General features: G+C 35.2%; 13 protein-coding genes. 10 read left to right on the top strand and 3 right to left on the bottom strand.

The window, feature by feature from the left end:
- Positions 1-264: 264 nt before the first annotated feature.
- The 9 genes from FLAVO9AF_RS03170 (at position 265) to FLAVO9AF_RS03130 (ending at position 10,149) form a co-directional block, all read left to right on the top strand.
- A complete protein-coding gene (locus FLAVO9AF_RS03170) occupies positions 265-1,578 on the top strand; it encodes a TolC family protein (RefSeq protein ID WP_159684159.1) in 1,314 nt (437 codons plus the stop codon).
- A gap of 58 nt (positions 1,579-1,636) precedes the next feature.
- Positions 1,637-2,713 (top strand): efflux RND transporter periplasmic adaptor subunit, encoded by a 1,077-nt coding sequence (locus FLAVO9AF_RS03165; RefSeq protein ID WP_159684156.1) that lies wholly within the window; start codon positions 1,637-1,639, stop codon positions 2,711-2,713.
- 232 nt (positions 2,714-2,945) lie between these two features.
- On the top strand, positions 2,946-6,179 hold the full coding sequence (locus FLAVO9AF_RS03160) for an efflux RND transporter permease subunit (protein WP_159684154.1): 3,234 nt from the start codon (positions 2,946-2,948) through the stop codon (positions 6,177-6,179).
- A 69-nt stretch (positions 6,180-6,248) separates the two neighbouring features.
- The gene (locus FLAVO9AF_RS03155) at positions 6,249-6,554 is read left to right on the top strand and encodes a hypothetical protein (protein ID WP_159684151.1); all 306 of its coding nucleotides are present in this window, start codon (positions 6,249-6,251) and stop codon (positions 6,552-6,554) included.
- Positions 6,555-6,570: 16 nt separating this feature from the next.
- Positions 6,571-6,756 (top strand): DUF2892 domain-containing protein, encoded by a 186-nt coding sequence (locus tag FLAVO9AF_RS03150; protein WP_159684148.1) that lies wholly within the window; start codon positions 6,571-6,573, stop codon positions 6,754-6,756.
- Positions 6,757-6,929: 173 nt separating this feature from the next.
- Positions 6,930-7,385, top strand: coding sequence for a MarR family winged helix-turn-helix transcriptional regulator (locus FLAVO9AF_RS03145; protein ID WP_159684145.1), 456 nt, complete (start codon positions 6,930-6,932; stop codon positions 7,383-7,385).
- A 13-nt stretch (positions 7,386-7,398) separates the two neighbouring features.
- Complete coding sequence (locus tag FLAVO9AF_RS03140) at positions 7,399-8,031, top strand: NAD(P)H-dependent oxidoreductase (protein WP_159684142.1); 633 nt, start codon at positions 7,399-7,401, stop codon at positions 8,029-8,031.
- Between the two features lie 39 nt (positions 8,032-8,070).
- On the top strand, positions 8,071-8,634 hold the full coding sequence (locus tag FLAVO9AF_RS03135; RefSeq protein WP_159684136.1) for a YceI family protein: 564 nt from the start codon (positions 8,071-8,073) through the stop codon (positions 8,632-8,634).
- A 234-nt stretch (positions 8,635-8,868) separates the two neighbouring features.
- Complete coding sequence (locus FLAVO9AF_RS03130; RefSeq protein WP_159684131.1) at positions 8,869-10,149, top strand: hypothetical protein; 1,281 nt, start codon at positions 8,869-8,871, stop codon at positions 10,147-10,149.
- Positions 10,150-10,255: 106 nt separating this feature from the next.
- Here FLAVO9AF_RS03130 and FLAVO9AF_RS15750 read toward each other — a convergent pair whose 3' ends face one another.
- The 3 genes from FLAVO9AF_RS15750 to FLAVO9AF_RS03115 form a co-directional block, all read right to left on the bottom strand.
- Positions 10,256-10,456: an IS3 family transposase gene (locus FLAVO9AF_RS15750; protein ID WP_370516442.1), complete on the bottom strand. Its 201-nt coding sequence runs from the start codon at positions 10,454-10,456 to the stop codon at positions 10,256-10,258.
- 105 nt (positions 10,457-10,561) lie between these two features.
- Positions 10,562-11,596, bottom strand: coding sequence for an IS110 family transposase (locus tag FLAVO9AF_RS03120; protein ID WP_159684128.1), 1,035 nt, complete (start codon positions 11,594-11,596; stop codon positions 10,562-10,564).
- 392 nt (positions 11,597-11,988) lie between these two features.
- Positions 11,989-14,490 carry a M14 family zinc carboxypeptidase gene (locus FLAVO9AF_RS03115; RefSeq protein ID WP_159684124.1) on the bottom strand — a complete coding sequence of 834 codons (2,502 nt, stop codon included), beginning with the start codon at positions 14,488-14,490 and terminating at the stop codon, positions 11,989-11,991.
- A 258-nt stretch (positions 14,491-14,748) separates the two neighbouring features.
- Between FLAVO9AF_RS03115 and FLAVO9AF_RS03110 the strand changes: the two genes are divergently transcribed.
- Entirely contained in the window at positions 14,749-15,690 is a 942-nt protein-coding gene (locus tag FLAVO9AF_RS03110) for a polyphosphate kinase 2 family protein (RefSeq protein WP_159684121.1), read from the top strand.
- The last annotated feature ends 82 nt before the right edge of the window (positions 15,691-15,772 follow it).

Raw genomic sequence — 15,772 nt, 5'->3', positions numbered from 1 at the left:
TTACAATTAAAAGTACGCTAATTTTTTCATAAAAAACAACAACTAAAACATTATAATTCACAAAAAAACAACAAATAATCGAGTTTTAAAAAAAATTACAACTTTTTCACTATTATACAAAATGATTACCAATAGCTTTTAAAATCTATTCACACTACTATTTGCTTACTGACAATTATAATTCATAAAATAAGACTGTGTGATAATAGTTACAGACTTTGCCTTTTTCAGAACTTACTTTTGCTTCATCAAATTGTAAAAAAAATGAAAAAAACAAAGTTATATGCAGCTATTGCCCTAGTACTCACCCAAACTATAAGTTGGGCTCAGGATACAATTGTGATTTCAAAAAAAGAAATCATCAATAAAGCCGCCGATAAAAATCTTCAAATCAAAATAGCCGACCAATCCTTCAAAGCGGCACAAGCAGATTATAGACAGTCGAATGCATTATTCTTACCAAGCATCACTGCTTCACATACTGGAATATCGACAACTAACCCTTTGATGGCTTTTGGTTCAAAACTAAATCAAGAAATACTAACCGCTGCTGATTTTGACCCAGCATTACTCAACAACCCAGCAAGAACTCAAAATTTTGCTACCAAAATAGAAATCCTGCAACCTCTTATCAATGTAGACGGCTATTATGGTAGACAAGCTGCTAAAGCCAAAATGGAAGCCTTTCAACTGCAAGCTGAACGTACAAAAGAATACCTTCAATTAGAAATCAATAAAGCTTATATGCAATTACAGCTCGCTTATAAAGCTGTTAGTGTTTTGAATAAAGCCAACACCACGGCTACTTCCAATTTGCAAGTGGTAAATAACTATTTCAAACAAGGTATGCTGCAAAAAACAGATGTTTTGACTGTTGAAGTTAGAGTAAATGAAGTTAAAAATCAATTGCAATATGCTAAAAGTAACGTTCAAAACGCCTCTGACTATCTGGCTTTTCTGATAAATGAAGACCTAAGTAATTCGGTTTTTAAGCCCATCGAAGCGCTTGAAAACAGCATAAACACAATAGCAACCAATCCTTTATTGTCGGGAGACAGAAAAGACCTTTTAGCTATGGATCAAACGGTTAAAGCGTATGAAAAGATGGCACAATCTAGTCAAATGAATTTCTTACCCCGTTTGAATGCTTTTGGGAGTTATGAATTGTATGATAAAAATTTACTAGGTATGGGCGCAAGCGGTTATTTAGTAGGCGCTCAATTGTCTTGGAATGTTTTTGATGGTTACAAATCAATTGGAAAAATGGAAAAAGCCAAAGCAGAGCATCAAAAATCAAGCATTGAAAACCAACAATACAAAGCACAAAGTCAAATAGAATTGAATAAAACCAACCGTCAGCTAAAAGACAGCGAAAACAAAGTAGGTTTGGCTCAATTAGCCCTTCAACAATCTGAAGAAGCATACCGAATTCGTAACAATCGCTTCCAACAAGGACTGGAAAAAACCTCCGATTTATTGCAAGCAGCAACCCAAATGTCTCAAAAAGAATTAGAACTTCTGCAAGCCGTTTTTGAATACAATCTCACAAAAGAATACTTGCATTTTTTGACTCAATAAAAATAATCCGAAACGAATCTATAAAAAAATCATTCTTCACTATTACAACAACTATCACATGAAAAAAATAATCATCCCTTTTATAGCCCTAATCGCTTTAGTTTCATGCAAAAAAGAAGCAACTGAAACCCTACCCACAGAAAAGCCTATTGTGGTAAAAGTGAGCGGAATTTCCGCAGGTACCAATAGTTCTTTTGTTAGTGCTAGCGGTAAAATTGAAGCTGAAAATTCAGCTAATCTGAGTACAAGAATGATGGGCTTTGTAACCAAACTTCACGTACAAGTTGGACAAAAAGTAACGACTGGGCAATTAATCGTTAGTATTAATAATACCGACTTACAAGCAAAAAAAGCGCAAGTAGACGCTAGTATTCTGCAAGCTACTGCAGCTTACAACAATGCTAAAAAAGATTACGATCGTTTTACCAATTTGTTCAAACAACAAAGTGCTTCTCAAAAAGAATTGGACGATATGACCGCTCGTTACGAAATGGCAAAAGCGAGCTTGCAAGGAGCCAAACAAATGCGAAACGAAGTAGTAGCACAATTCTCATATGCTAACATAACAGCTCCTTTTAGTGGTGTAGTCACCAATACCTTTGTAAAAGAAGGCGATATGGCTAATCCTGGAATGCCATTGGTAAGTATCGAAGGCGCTTCTAAGCTACAAGTAACGGCTATGGTTAGCGAAAATGATATTACCTCAATACGTAACGGAATGCTTGTAGACATTTTAGTAAAATCGAATGCAACGAGCCTTAAAGGAAAAGTAAGCGAAGTAAGCGCCTCAGCCAAAAACACAGGCGGACAGTATTTAGTAAAAATCAATTTAGAACCAACGAAAGCGAAAGTGTTATCTGGAATGTTTGTTAATGTTCAGTTTCCTATTGAAAGCAAAACGATTTCGGAGCCAAGTGAACGAATGCTTGTACCAGAAAGTGCTTTGATACAGCAAGGTCAACTGACTGGAATTTACACTGTTGGCAATGGAAATGTTGCGATTTTGAGATGGTTGCGCGTTGGTAAAAAATTAGGCAACCAGGTAGAAGTTTTATCTGGACTTTCGACCAAAGAACACTATGTCGTTTCGGCAGAAGGAAAATTGTACAACGGAGCTTTGGTTACAGTACAGTAAAAGAAGTTGTTAGTGGTTCAGCTTCGTAGTATTCAGTTGCTGTATGCTGACAATTAGTATTGAATTCAAGTTGTTTCAATAAATATAGAAATCATCATTAATCATGCGTGAGGGATAGTAGTGGAAATCCTTTTTATTCTAAATCCCGATAGGGTTTGGAATAAAAAGATTGCAACGGATAGCCCGACCCGACCTTTTCGGGAGGGTCACGCCCAAATAAATAAAAGAAATTATGCAAGAAGGTATTTCAGGCAAAATTGCCCAAGCATTTATGAACTCCAAATTAACGATATTGTTAATGATTGGGTTGATGATTATTGGGGTATACAGTTCGTTTCTAATTCCAAGGGAAGAAGAACCGCAAATCAATGTTCCGATGGCTGATATTATGGTTGGCTATCCTGGAGCAAGTCCAAAAGAAGTGGAAAGCCGTGTCGCCAAACCACTAGAGAAAATTATCTCTAATATTAAGGGTGTAGAACACGTGCATACTATGGCTATGAACGGTCAGGCGATGCTGATTGTACAATTTTATGTAGGGCAAGATGTAGAGCGCTCTTATGTAAAACTCTATGACGAATTGGCCAAACACGAAAATATGTTCCCTCAAGGTGTGTACAAACCTATGGTAAAAACTCGTTCTATAGATGATGTTCCTATGCTTGGAATAGCCCTTTGGAGCGAAAAACAAGATGATTACCAATTGCGTCAAATTGCAGAAGAAGTAACTTCTGAAATAGAAAAAGTAAAAGATGTAGCCATTACCAAAGAAATTGGCGGCAATAATCGAGAACTTAAAGTTATTCTCGACAAAGATAGAATGTCCGAAAATGGTGTGGATGCTTTAGGAATCATGCAAATGATTCAGGCCAATAACGGCAGTTCGCAATCGGGGAGTTTTGTTGAGAACGATGAAGAATTTTTGGTTACTACAGGACAATTTTTATCGAATGCTGAAGATGTAGAAAACTTAGTGGTTGGTGTCAACAAAAATATGCCTGTCTACTTAAAACAAGTAGCTACAATCACAGATGGACCTTCTACTCCCAGAAGCTATGTTTCATTTGGTTATGGCAAAGCCAATGAACAATTCAAAACGGCAAAATCAGAATATCCTGCTGTTACCATTTCTGTTGGAAAAGTAAAAGGTGCCGATGCTATGAAAATATCGGATAAGATTTTGACCAAAGTAGAGCAACTTAAAAAAACCATCATTCCAGACGATGTACACGTTGAAGTGACTCGTAACTATGGGGAAACTGCATCGCACAAAGTGGGTGAATTATTACTTCATTTGGGAATTGCGATTATTGCGGTTACTGTTTTGGTAATTCTAGCTATGGGATGGCGTGGTGGATTGGTTGTGTTTTTCTCTGTGCCGCTCACTTTTGCGTTAACGCTATTTGCTTATTATTTGTTGGGTTACACACTCAATAGAATTACACTTTTTGCCCTTGTTTTTGTAGTTGGAATTGTGGTTGATGATAGTATTATTATTGCCGAAAACATGCATAGGCACTTCAAAATGAAGCGACTTCCCTTTAAACAAGCCGCAATTTATGCGATTAATGAAGTGGGGAATCCTACAATTTTGGCCACGTTTACAGTTATTGCCGCAATTCTTCCTATGGCTTTTGTATCTGGAATGATGGGGCCTTATATGAGTCCAATGCCTATTGGAGCCTCTATTGCTATGTTATTGTCTTTATTTGTTGCTTTAACGGTAACGCCTTATTTAGGTTATCATTTGCTACAAGAAAAAGAAGAACAAGCACACAAGCATGCCGAAGGATTAGAAACAAATTTAATTTATAAAATATACAGCAAAATAGAGCGTCCGTTTCTAGACAATAGTTTCAAGAGAAGACTTTTGTTGGCTGGAACTGTGGTCTTATTGATGGGTTCGATTTTGATGTTCTTTACCAAATCGGTGGTCGTAAAAATGTTGCCATTTGATAACAAAAATGAATTTCAAGTAGTGATTGACATGCCTGAGGGAAGTACTTTGGAAAGAACCTCGGCAGTTACTAGAGAAATTGCTCAATATGTATCGACTCAACCCGAAGTAGTCAATTATCAAAACTATGTAGGTACCTCTGCTCCTATTACTTTCAATGGTTTGGTACGTCATTACGATATGCGTGGTGGTAGTAATATGGCCGACATTCAGGTGAATTTGTTACATAAAGAAGAACGTGATTTACAAAGTCATGACATTGCCAAAGCCATGCGTCCAGAGATTCAAAAAATCGCCAAAAAATATGGTGCCAATGTAAAACTGATTGAAGTACCTCCAGGGCCTCCTGTACTGTCTACTTTGGTCGCAGAAATTTATGGCCCTGATTATGAAGAACAAATTAAGGTAGCCCAACAAGTACAAACCATTCTGCAAAACACGACTGATATTGTAGATATCGATTGGATGGTAGAAGACCATCAGACGGAGTACCGCCTTGAAGTTGATAAAGAAAAAGCCATGCTCAATGGTATTGCTCCTCAACAAGTAGTAGGGAATCTTACGTATTTATTGAAGGAATATCCTGTTTCTAATTTATACGACGAAAACTCAAATGACAATGTTAGTATCGTTCTTTCGTTAAACGACAAAGACAAAACCAGTTTGCAGGATATCCAAAACTTAAAAATAAAAGGAAATCAAGGGAACATGATTCCGATTAGCGATTTGGTAAAAGTTAAAAATGACACACTTCAAAAAACCATTTACAGAAAAGATCAAAAACGTGTGGTGTATGTTACAGCCGATATGGCGGGCACATTAGAAAGTCCAGTTTATGCAATTTTGGGAATGAATGAAAAACTCGCAAAAATGAAAATCCCACAAGGCTATAAGATTAATGAATTGTATATGGAACAACCTACAGATGAAAGTGATTTTACAGTAAAATGGGATGGTGAATGGCAAATAACCTTAGAGGTATTTCGTGACTTGGGAGTTGCATTTATGGTTGTGATTGTAATTATTTATATGCTAATTGTGGGTTGGTTTCAGAACTTCAAAACACCAATCGTTATGATGTTGGCTATTCCGCTTTCACTGATTGGAATCGTTTTAGGTCATTGGATGCTAAATGCCTATTTCACTGCAACTTCTTTTATTGGAATGATTGCTTTGGCAGGGGTTATGGTTCGAAATTCAGTTTTACTTATTGACTTTATCGAAATCCGACTGAATGACGGTGTACCTTTAAAACAAGCCATTATAGAAGCTGGAGCTGTCCGCACCACTCCTATTCTATTAACCACCGGTGCAGTTGTAATTGGAGCATCAATTATTTTGTTTGATCCGATTTTTCAAGGATTAGCTATTTCACTTGTAGCTGGTGCTATTGTTTCTACAGTTTTGACGCTAATTGTCGTGCCTTTGATTTATTATATTACTGAGAGAAAAAAATGGGAAACAAATAGTCTCTCCAAAAAAGAGGAATCAGGAGCTGCTAATCAATAAAAATTAGTTTCAAGTTTAAGGTTTCCACTTTTAGAAACCTTAAACTTTTAAACCTTTAAACCTAAAAAAATGAAATTACTACTCATCGTTGCCGTCAAAGCTTTCCAAAAAGAAATCCAACAGCTATTGAAGAAGGCCAATATTAGTTCATATTCCTATAAAGAAGTAACGGGCTACCAAAACAGTTCAGAAGAATTGATAGAAGAAAACTGGTTCGCCACCAATAGTATCGAAAATGAATCCGTTTTATTTTATGTTTTTGCTCATGAAAAAAAAGTAGATCCACTATTTGAAAATGTAGCAGCATTTAATGCCAAACAAGAAACGCTATCACAAATTCATTTGGCTGTTTTATGTATAGAAAAATCCAATTAACCTCAAAAATCAAGCAATGAAAAACAGAATTATAAGAGCTATAGCAGGAACTTTTGTGTTACTAAGTGTCGTATTATCTATCTATGTTGATCAAAATTGGTTGTGGTTCACCGCCTTTGTGGGTGCTAATCTACTGCAATCGTCTATTACCAAATGGTGTTTGATGGAAGACATTCTAACTAAATTAGGGATAAAAGACTAAATGATTTAAAATATACATTTCAACACATTACAAGCCGTGAATTAGTACTTCACGGCTTTTTTATGACCTTATTTAATCCTTTAAGATGTGAAATAACTGTTAAATTTAAAACATTTGTATATACATATAAAAAAAGTGTTACATTTGTATCGACAAATAAAGTAATTACAAACATGAAAATAGAAGAAGTTTTAAAAAGCACTATCGATTACAACGAATCGACACGAGCGATTTTAAATATCATGTATACTCAAATTGTTCTGTCTGAGAATTTCAATGAAATTTTAAAACCTCACGACATTTCTGGAGAACAATACAATGTACTTCGAATCCTAAGAGGTCAAAAAGGAACACCAGCGAATATGTGTGTGATTCAAGAACGCATGTTAGCAAAAACAAGCAACACTACACGATTAGTTGACAAACTATTATTAAAAGATTTTGTAACAAGAAACGTTTGCCCTGACAACAGAAGAAAAATAGAAGTACTAATTACCGAAAAAGGCTTGTCGCTACTAAAAGAATTAGAACCACAGTTGAAAGAGCATGAAGAATCTTTTGCCAACAACTTAAGCGCTGAAGAATTACAACAACTGAATTACTTATTAGAAAAATATAGAACTAAATAAATATAAATACATCATGAATACATTTTTAGAAAATCAAAACTGGAGATATGCTACCAAAAAATACGATGCTAGCAAAAAAATAACAACAGAAGATTTAAATACTTTAAAAGAAGCTATCCGATTGAGTTCTTCTTCTTATGGATTGCAATTGTACAAGGTTTTTATTGTAGATAATCCTGAATTAAGAGCACAATTACAACCTGCAGCTTGGGGACAAACTCAAATTACAGAGGCTTCACACCTATTTGTTTTTGCTAATCAAACAACTGTTGATGCCGAAGATATCGAAGGATACTTAAAAAATGCAGAACAAACCAGAAGTTTACCAGAAGGGACTTTGAATGGTTATGGTGATTTTATGAAAGGAAGTCTTCTTAATCTACCTGAGGATGCAAAAAAAGTATGGACTGCAAAACAAACCTATTTAGCTTTAGCCAATTTGTTGAATGCTGCTGCTGAATTAAAAATTGATGCTACTCCTATGGAAGGATTTGATCCTGCTCAGTTTAATGCTATTTTAGGTTTAGACAAATTAAACTTAAATGCTGCTGTAGTAGCCGCAGTTGGATACCGTCATGAAGAGGACGACACCCAACATTACAAAAAAGTTAGAAAATCTAACGAAGATTTATTCATTACTTTATAATTTTACAACTCAAATATTAATCTAAAAACCAATTTAAACATGAAAAATTTAAAATCAATTGCATTAGCATTAGTGGCATTCGCTACAATTTCAATGACAGCTCAAACCAAAAAAATTGATGTTGCAGGAAGTAGCATCGAATGGTTAGGAAAAAAAGTAACAGGACAACACAATGGTACTGTAAACTTTAAAGAAGGAGCTTTAGTATTCAAAGGAAAAGCATTAAAAGGAGGTTCTTTTACTGTTGATATGAATTCTTTAACAGCAACTGACTTACAAGGAGAATACCAAGGAAAATTGAATGGTCACTTAAAAGCGGATGACTTTTTTGGAACAGCAAAATTTCCTACTGCTACTTTAGTATTCAAAAAAATTGGTTCTAAATCTAAAGATGTTTACGCAGTAACAGCTGATTTAACTATCAAAGGAATTACTAAACCAGTTACATTTGATTTAACTGTAAACGGAAACACTGCTACTACAACTTTCAACGTAGACAGAACTAAATACGATATTAAATATGGTTCAAAATCATTCTTTGACAGTATTGGAGATAAAGCCATCAACGACGAATTTGAATTGAAAGTTACTTTGAAATTCTAATATCAAATACCACTTTGACAAAGCCTCAACTTAGTTGGGGCTTTTTTTATGATAAAAAAAACCAACCTTTTTCTAGTTACCAAATGGTTACTAAACCGTAAAATATGTCCCGAATCAGTTATTTTTAGTAATAAAATCTTAACATAAATTCACAATTACCTTTAAAGACTGCTACTACTTTTGATTAGTCAAAACAACAAAACAATAATAGACGTAGTTTAAACAAAAGTAAAAATGAAACAAAAAGTAGTACTTATCATTTTTGTCTTGAGCTTTTTATCTTCATCAGCTCAACAAGTAAAAGGAATTTATGGCGACACTAATTGGATGCTAAATTGGACCAATTTCAAACCCGCTACAACAGAATACAAAGAACCCAATGCTATTTTATCTGGAGTAATCGATAAAGACACCAAACTTAGTAGCGACAACACCTACCGACTGGAAGGAACTGTATATGTTACCAATAATGCAACCTTAACTATAGAAGCTGGAACAGTAATTAGAGGAGACGAAATGACCTGCGGTACGCTTGTAATTACCAAAGGAGCCAAAATAATGGCTGAAGGAACCGAGAAAAACCCTATTGTATTTACTTCAAACAAAGTGACTACCGTCAGAAAACCAGGAGACTGGGGCGGAATCTTAATACTTGGAGATGCGCCAATCAATAAAACAGGAATCAATGGTCAAGCCTTATTGGATTTTAATTTAGACACCTCCAAATGTTCTTATGGCGGACAAAATCCAGAAAGCAATTCTGGTGCACTAAAATATGTCCGAATTGAATATGCTGGAAGAAAACTAAATGCCTTAAAGGAATTAAATGGTTTGTCACTTGCAGGTGTTGGAAATAAAACAACCCTCAGTCACATTCAAATTAGTTACTCAAACGACGATTCTTTTGAATGTTATGGTGGTGAGGTGAAATTAGACCATTTGATATCCTACCGAACTACTGATGATGATTTTGATTTTACCCAAGGCGTACAAGCTACTATAACTAATAGCATAGCGATTCGCCATCCATTTTCGTCGGATGCCGCAGGTTCCAGATGTTTTGAATTAGATTCGTATGACAAATTTGAGAATTACGATCCAACCAAAAAACTTAGCAACATACAAGCCAATAACATCACTTTAGTAAATTTAGAAGAAAATAATCAAGGATTGATAAAAGAATCCATTTATATAAAAGAGAAATGCTACTTCTCCTTAAAAAACAGTATTGTCTCTGGTTTTGCTCCATTTTTATTGATGGAAGGCAAAATTGGGTTAAACCCAGATAACTTAGCCAAAATATCACTAAAGGATATTATCGTAAACAACTGCAAAGGATCAATAGTTAGTGAAGAAACCAGTCATAATGACAAACTAAAATATTGGCCAGATCCTTCGTCAATGGGAATCGAATTTTCATCTATTGCAATTAACGATTTGTTCAAATCATCTCAAATAAAATTTAACCCAGATTTTAGAAAAAAAGAGAGTGCCGTTCTAGTTAGTACTAACTAATTTTTTACGAAAAAATTCACAAGAAAAACCAACTATTTTATACAATAGTTTAAAAAATCCAATTGCAAAGCATAGACTGAACCCAAAAGTTTGGACAAATTTATAATTAATTTTGATAATGATGAGCTCGATATTTAGTCGGGCTCATTTTGTTTAAATTGGACTTGGTTCTGTCGTTATTGTAATAGTTTATATATTGGTCAATGCCTATTCGAAATTGGGGAGTGGTTTTAAACCAATTTACCCTTATATTTGAAAAAAGGCTCCGATTATAAAAACCGAAGCCTTGACTTTTCAACTTACACACTTTTTGAGATAGTGTCTTCCTAATAAATCTAAAATTTTATTTTGTCTTTTTTAATAATTAATTTTGTATTCTAAGTCAGCCATAGAGCTAGACTGTATAGCGTGTTTATGCCTTTTGTGCTAACACGCTATTTTTTTGTTCATAATCTCTATCATAGACTGTTTTATTTTTGTAAAGTACATAAATTAATTCCAGTAATTTCCTTTGAACCGCTACACATCCTTTCATTTTAATTCCGTGTTTTACCACTATTCTGGCATATTGATTTCGAAAATTATCATCCCATTTTATAGTACTAAGTGCTGGTAAATGAAGGCAACTTCTTAAATATCGGTTACCTTTTTTTGATATTGTAGGCTTGCCTTTTACTGAGGTTCCCGAGAGTTTCTCTTTTACATCCAATCCCGCATAGCTGGTCAGCTGCTTTTTACTTCGTATCAATTCAAATCCATTAGTTTCTCCAATAACAGTCGCTGCCGTCAAAATTGATACACCTGGAATTGTACAAATGTTATCAATGTCTGCAATAAGGTCTTTGTGCTCTTTGATATAAATTTTGATTTCATTCTTAATTTCTTTTTCAAGGGTGTTTAAGAACAATATCCTTCTTTTTAAACGTTGTATACTTGAAAGGTGTGGAATTGCCTCTGTTTGTTCAGCGTGTAATTTATTTTTTACTATTGTCCTTTCATCTGTTATTTGACGACGTTCACGTGTGAGTTGTTTTAACACACTATAGACTTCTTTTGGCTTTACCCAATTATCTAATTTCCTTTCAAGCCCAAATCTCGCAATTCCCTCTGAACAGGTTTTATCTGTGATTGTTTTAATATCTAAAGTCCTCATATAATTGCTTATTTTGTTAGGTAAAACAATACTTAAGTCTTCTTTCTTTGCTTCAAGATAATAAGCGAATTTTTGATGATAAACTCCTGTAGCTTCCATCACATAACGAACTTTTATCTCTTTATCGGCTAGCTTATTAACCCACTCCGTTAATTTTAAAAAACCTATTTCTGTATTTTTAAAAACACTATAAGCGTATAATTCGATTGTTAAATCATTATGCATTCTACCTAAAGTAACCACCAATTCTTTTTGAGCTACATCAATTCCTAATACTTGTTTTAATAGTTTCATAACTTTTGAGTTTTAAAAATAATAGTATAAACTGATGAATCTCCCTTCGTCTTTTCTCCTATTTGGATATTCTGGATAATACGACATGCGTAGTTCCTTACATTCTGTTCAGACTCTAAAAGATAAAAAAGAATGAGGACATATCTTTGCGACAATGTACTTCATGAGTCATTTGAGCGCGAATCGACTCTCATTCTCTTTCACTTTACCAAACCAAATTTAAAGCTTTGATGAAAGATTTTATAACTAAGCAAACATAGGAGAACGCAATGTTTTACGCAAGGGGCGCAAAGAATAAACGATTAAACAATTAACCGATTAAACAGTTAAACAATCAATAAAAAAAAGCGCGACCCTAAGAATCGCGCTTTGTAGTCTAAGATAAATAACGGCTAGTTCACCAAGAACAAAGCATTGCTGAAGAGTAAATTTCCGTTTTCCCAGAATGCTCTAAACAATGGATTATCTACCATATAAATCACTTTTCCAGAACCTTTGTAGTCTATAGCAAAATTTACCGTTTCGGGTAATTCTTTACCAATTTCATGGCCTACGAAACCATAGCTTTTGTAGCCTTTAGGAACATAAGCAATATTTGAAGCATTTTTCAATAAAGCATAATGACGGCTATCGGTTTTTAAACTGAAATATTTTTTACCTAAACCAAATGCCATTGGATGAGTAACATCCAAAACATTCTCTATAATCGCACCTGGAATGGCATCCGACATAGCACGACGCTCTTCGTTCGCCGAATCTAAGAAACGTTTTTTCAATTCTTTTTCTTTGGTCGCTTTTTCTGCTTTTTGCTTGTCATCATCGGTCGCGTGAGCATTCAATGCAAAACCATCTTTTCCGTCAAAAATATCCAAAGCTCCGTTCATAGCAATGATTTTTCCACCACTACTCACCCATTCGTTGATACGTTTTTGTTCTCCATCAGAGAAATCATAATTACCATCCGCCAAAATCAAAGTATTGAATTCTTGCAATTTCACTCTTCGGAAACGGTCCAAATCTACAATACTTACTGGATAGCCAATGGTCTCTTCTAAATAAAACCAAACCGAACCAAAGTCAGTAGAATTTACTCCTCTTCCAGATAAAAACAAGATTTTCGGAGCCGTCAACAACGGGAAATTTTCTCCTCCTAAATCTCTTGCGTTTTTTGAAAAACCACTTGAAATCACAGAGAAATCGGACTTCTTCTTCACGATTTCACCCACTACTTTTTCAAAATCAACCACCTTTGGGTTATCGCCTTTGCTCACGATTAATCCCCCAGGTTCTACAGTAGTGCTTCCAAAAACTGATTGTTTCATCGCTGAACGTACTTTGATTCCTTTTTGATGCAATAGCGCTACCACTTGAGCCGAAGTACGATTGTTCCAAGGAATATGAAACGCATACACTGAACTCGGTATAGAAGATGAAGTCGTTTCAATCGTAGGTTTTGTTTTGATATTGATGGCATTTTTCAAAGCATAGCCTTCAACTCCATACGCTAGTGGCAACGCCCAAGCCGTAATGTCATAAGACAAACTATCATTCAATTTGTGATTGGGTTCGAACAAAATTTGAGCAAAAACGGCTTTTTGTTGATCCACTTTTACAATCATATCATTAGGCTCGATGGTAAAGCTGTTCTCTTTTTTCGTTTGATAATTAAAACCACTTGCTGATTGTTTGGCATCGGCATACGAAAATTCGATTTTGTTTTTTTGTAACAAATCGGCCAATTGCTCTAGTTTTGGGTTGTTTTTCATCACGTAGGTCGCATACTTCCCTTTCATTGTTTTTCTAGAAGTATTCATAAATCCTCTAAACCCTTTCAACAAAGGATCTACTTGAGAAGCAGCCGATTCCACTATCGTTAAAACAGTGGTAGCGTGATGTGTCAAACGGTCCTTGATGGTTACACTTACACCGTTTTCCATAGTCACTTCTCTTCCTGCTCCAATTCCGCCTTGCTCTACCGTCATTCCAACAGCACCATTATAGGTTGGATAGGTATCTCCATAACTTGGGTAAAACAAATCGAAACGCTCACTAGTGTTGTATAACCAATTTTGAGCATCGAATTTAGCCGATATATTTTTTCCTAACAAAGCGTGAAAATCCCTTTGATATGGCTCAATAAACTCATGCAAAGGTTCTGCAGATGGCGGGAAAAAGTAAGGTGAATTATAACCTTGTTCGTGAACGTCTGTATGTACTTGAGGCATCCATTGGTTGTACAAGGCGATACGTTGTTGGCTTTCTTTTTGGGTTTGCCAAGCCCAATCTCTATTCAAATCAAAAATGTAGTGATTGTAGCGTCCGCCTGGCCATTCTTCCATGTGCTCTCTATCGGTAAGACCTGGATGCGTGTTTTTTCCAGCGATTTCGTGCAACCAATTTCCGTATCTTGAATACCCATCAGGATTCACACAAGGGTCAAGAATTACCACGGTATTTTTCAACCATTCTTTGGTCGTTTTATTTTCTGGATTGGTCAATTCGTAGGCAACAGTCAAAGCACTTTCGGTTCCTGCCCATTCGTTTCCGTGAACGTTGAAACTCAACCAAACAATTAGTTTATCGCCTACAGTTTTGGATTGATTGGGTGCCATACCAATGGCTGCTAAATTGTTCAAACGAATTTCCTCCAAATTGGCTAAATTCTCAGGAGTAGAAATATAAAACACATTCAAGTTGCGGTGCTCTGCCGTTTGTCCGTATCTATAAGGTTTGATGTAGGACGTTTGTGCAACCAAATGCTCAAAATAATCTTCAACTTGATGATAAAAAGTAATGTGTTTGCCATAATCAGGAATGAACTGAGAAGGACTTTTTACTTGGGCCGAAACCCAAGCAGTGGTGACTAAAAATAAAGATAGAATTAGTTTCTTCATACTGTTTTTGGTTTATTAGAATTCAAAAATAAGGAAACCATAGATATTGACCTAAATAAATTACAAACTAACCCATAAGCCGATTTTGAACGACTTTTTAGCTAGAAAAACAAAAAAAACATTGATATACAAGGCTTTAAAAAATCACAATTAAAAACAATCGGTATTATTTTATTTTCATACAATAAATTAAAAAAGTAAATTTGAGTGAAACTATTGAAAAACAACCGCTTAAAAACTTTCTAAAATCAGATATCCATGAGCAAAGAAGAAAAACCAAAGAAAAAAAAGCTCCTTTTTGAAAAATTAAATCCAAAAGAACGAATCGAAAGAGCCAAGCAATTTTCAACACAATTTAAAGTACCCGAAGAAGGTTCTTTTCAATTATCGGATTATAAAACCGATATGGAAGTTGAAATTAGCAACAAAAAATTGGCTAAAATTTTGGCCTTAGGTGTCGACGCATTGGCTGATATGCAAGAAATTCTATATGCTCAGGACAAATGGTCGTTATTACTCATTTTTCAAGCGATGGATGCTGCTGGAAAAGATGGCGCCATCAAACACGTGCTTTCGGGCGTCAATCCACAAGGGTGCCAAGTCTCTTCTTTCAAAGCACCAAGTTCCGAAGAATTGGACCACGATTTTCTTTGGCGTTGCCAAAAACACTTACCTGAACGTGGTCGTATAGGTATTTTCAATCGTTCGTATTATGAAGAAGTATTGGTCGTTCGGGTGCACGAACAAATTCTGAAAGCCCAAAAACTTCCTCAAGAATTGGTTACAGAATCCATTTGGGAAGAACGTTTTGAAGACATTCGCAATTTTGAAAAATACCTGAATCGCAATGGAACTATCGTGATTAAATTTTTCTTGAATGTATCCAAAGAAGAACAAAAAAAACGTTTCATAGAGCGCATTGACGACCAAGATAAAAACTGGAAATTTAGTACATCCGATGCCAAAGAAAGAGGTTTTTGGGATGATTATATGAATGCCTATCAAGATTTGATTCAAAAAACAACTACCACGCACTCTCCTTGGTATGTGGTGCCAGCTGATAATAAATCGTATGCGCGCATTGTCATTGCTTCGGCCATTATCAATGCTTTGGATGAAATGGGATTAGAATACCCTAGAGTAAGTCCAGAAAAAGTAGCCGAATTGCAAGAAATTAGAAAGGCTTTACTAGAAGAATAGATAACTCATTGGGTGAAATTCTTTTTTACCACACTTCGATACCTCAGTGCAGGCTAGATGCATAGAATTTGTAGATTTTAAA

The organism is Flavobacterium sp. 9R (assembly GCF_902506345.1).
GTDB lineage: Bacteria > Bacteroidota > Bacteroidia > Flavobacteriales > Flavobacteriaceae > Flavobacterium.
This window is presented reverse-complemented; position numbering and strand designations above follow the sequence as displayed.

Bases quoted from the DNA above. Each gene is read 5' to 3' on its own strand.
- FLAVO9AF_RS03135 (WP_159684136.1), top strand. From the start codon at position 8,071: ATGAAAAATTTAAAATCAATTGCATTAGCATTAGTGGCATTCGCTACA.
- FLAVO9AF_RS03120 (WP_159684128.1), bottom strand. From the start codon at position 11,596: ATGAAACTATTAAAACAAGTATTAGGAATTGATGTAGCTCAAAAAGAA.
- FLAVO9AF_RS03145 (WP_159684145.1), top strand. From the start codon at position 6,930: ATGAAAATAGAAGAAGTTTTAAAAAGCACTATCGATTACAACGAATCG.
- FLAVO9AF_RS03150 (WP_159684148.1), top strand. From the start codon at position 6,571: ATGAAAAACAGAATTATAAGAGCTATAGCAGGAACTTTTGTGTTACTA.
- FLAVO9AF_RS03110 (WP_159684121.1), top strand. From the start codon at position 14,749: ATGAGCAAAGAAGAAAAACCAAAGAAAAAAAAGCTCCTTTTTGAAAAA.
- FLAVO9AF_RS03140 (WP_159684142.1), top strand. From the start codon at position 7,399: ATGAATACATTTTTAGAAAATCAAAACTGGAGATATGCTACCAAAAAA.
- FLAVO9AF_RS03165 (WP_159684156.1), top strand. From the start codon at position 1,637: ATGAAAAAAATAATCATCCCTTTTATAGCCCTAATCGCTTTAGTTTCA.
- FLAVO9AF_RS03155 (WP_159684151.1), top strand. From the start codon at position 6,249: ATGAAATTACTACTCATCGTTGCCGTCAAAGCTTTCCAAAAAGAAATC.
- FLAVO9AF_RS03130 (WP_159684131.1), top strand. From the start codon at position 8,869: ATGAAACAAAAAGTAGTACTTATCATTTTTGTCTTGAGCTTTTTATCT.
- FLAVO9AF_RS03160 (WP_159684154.1), top strand. From the start codon at position 2,946: ATGCAAGAAGGTATTTCAGGCAAAATTGCCCAAGCATTTATGAACTCC.
- FLAVO9AF_RS03170 (WP_159684159.1), top strand. From the start codon at position 265: ATGAAAAAAACAAAGTTATATGCAGCTATTGCCCTAGTACTCACCCAA.
- FLAVO9AF_RS03115 (WP_159684124.1), bottom strand. From the start codon at position 14,490: ATGAAGAAACTAATTCTATCTTTATTTTTAGTCACCACTGCTTGGGTT.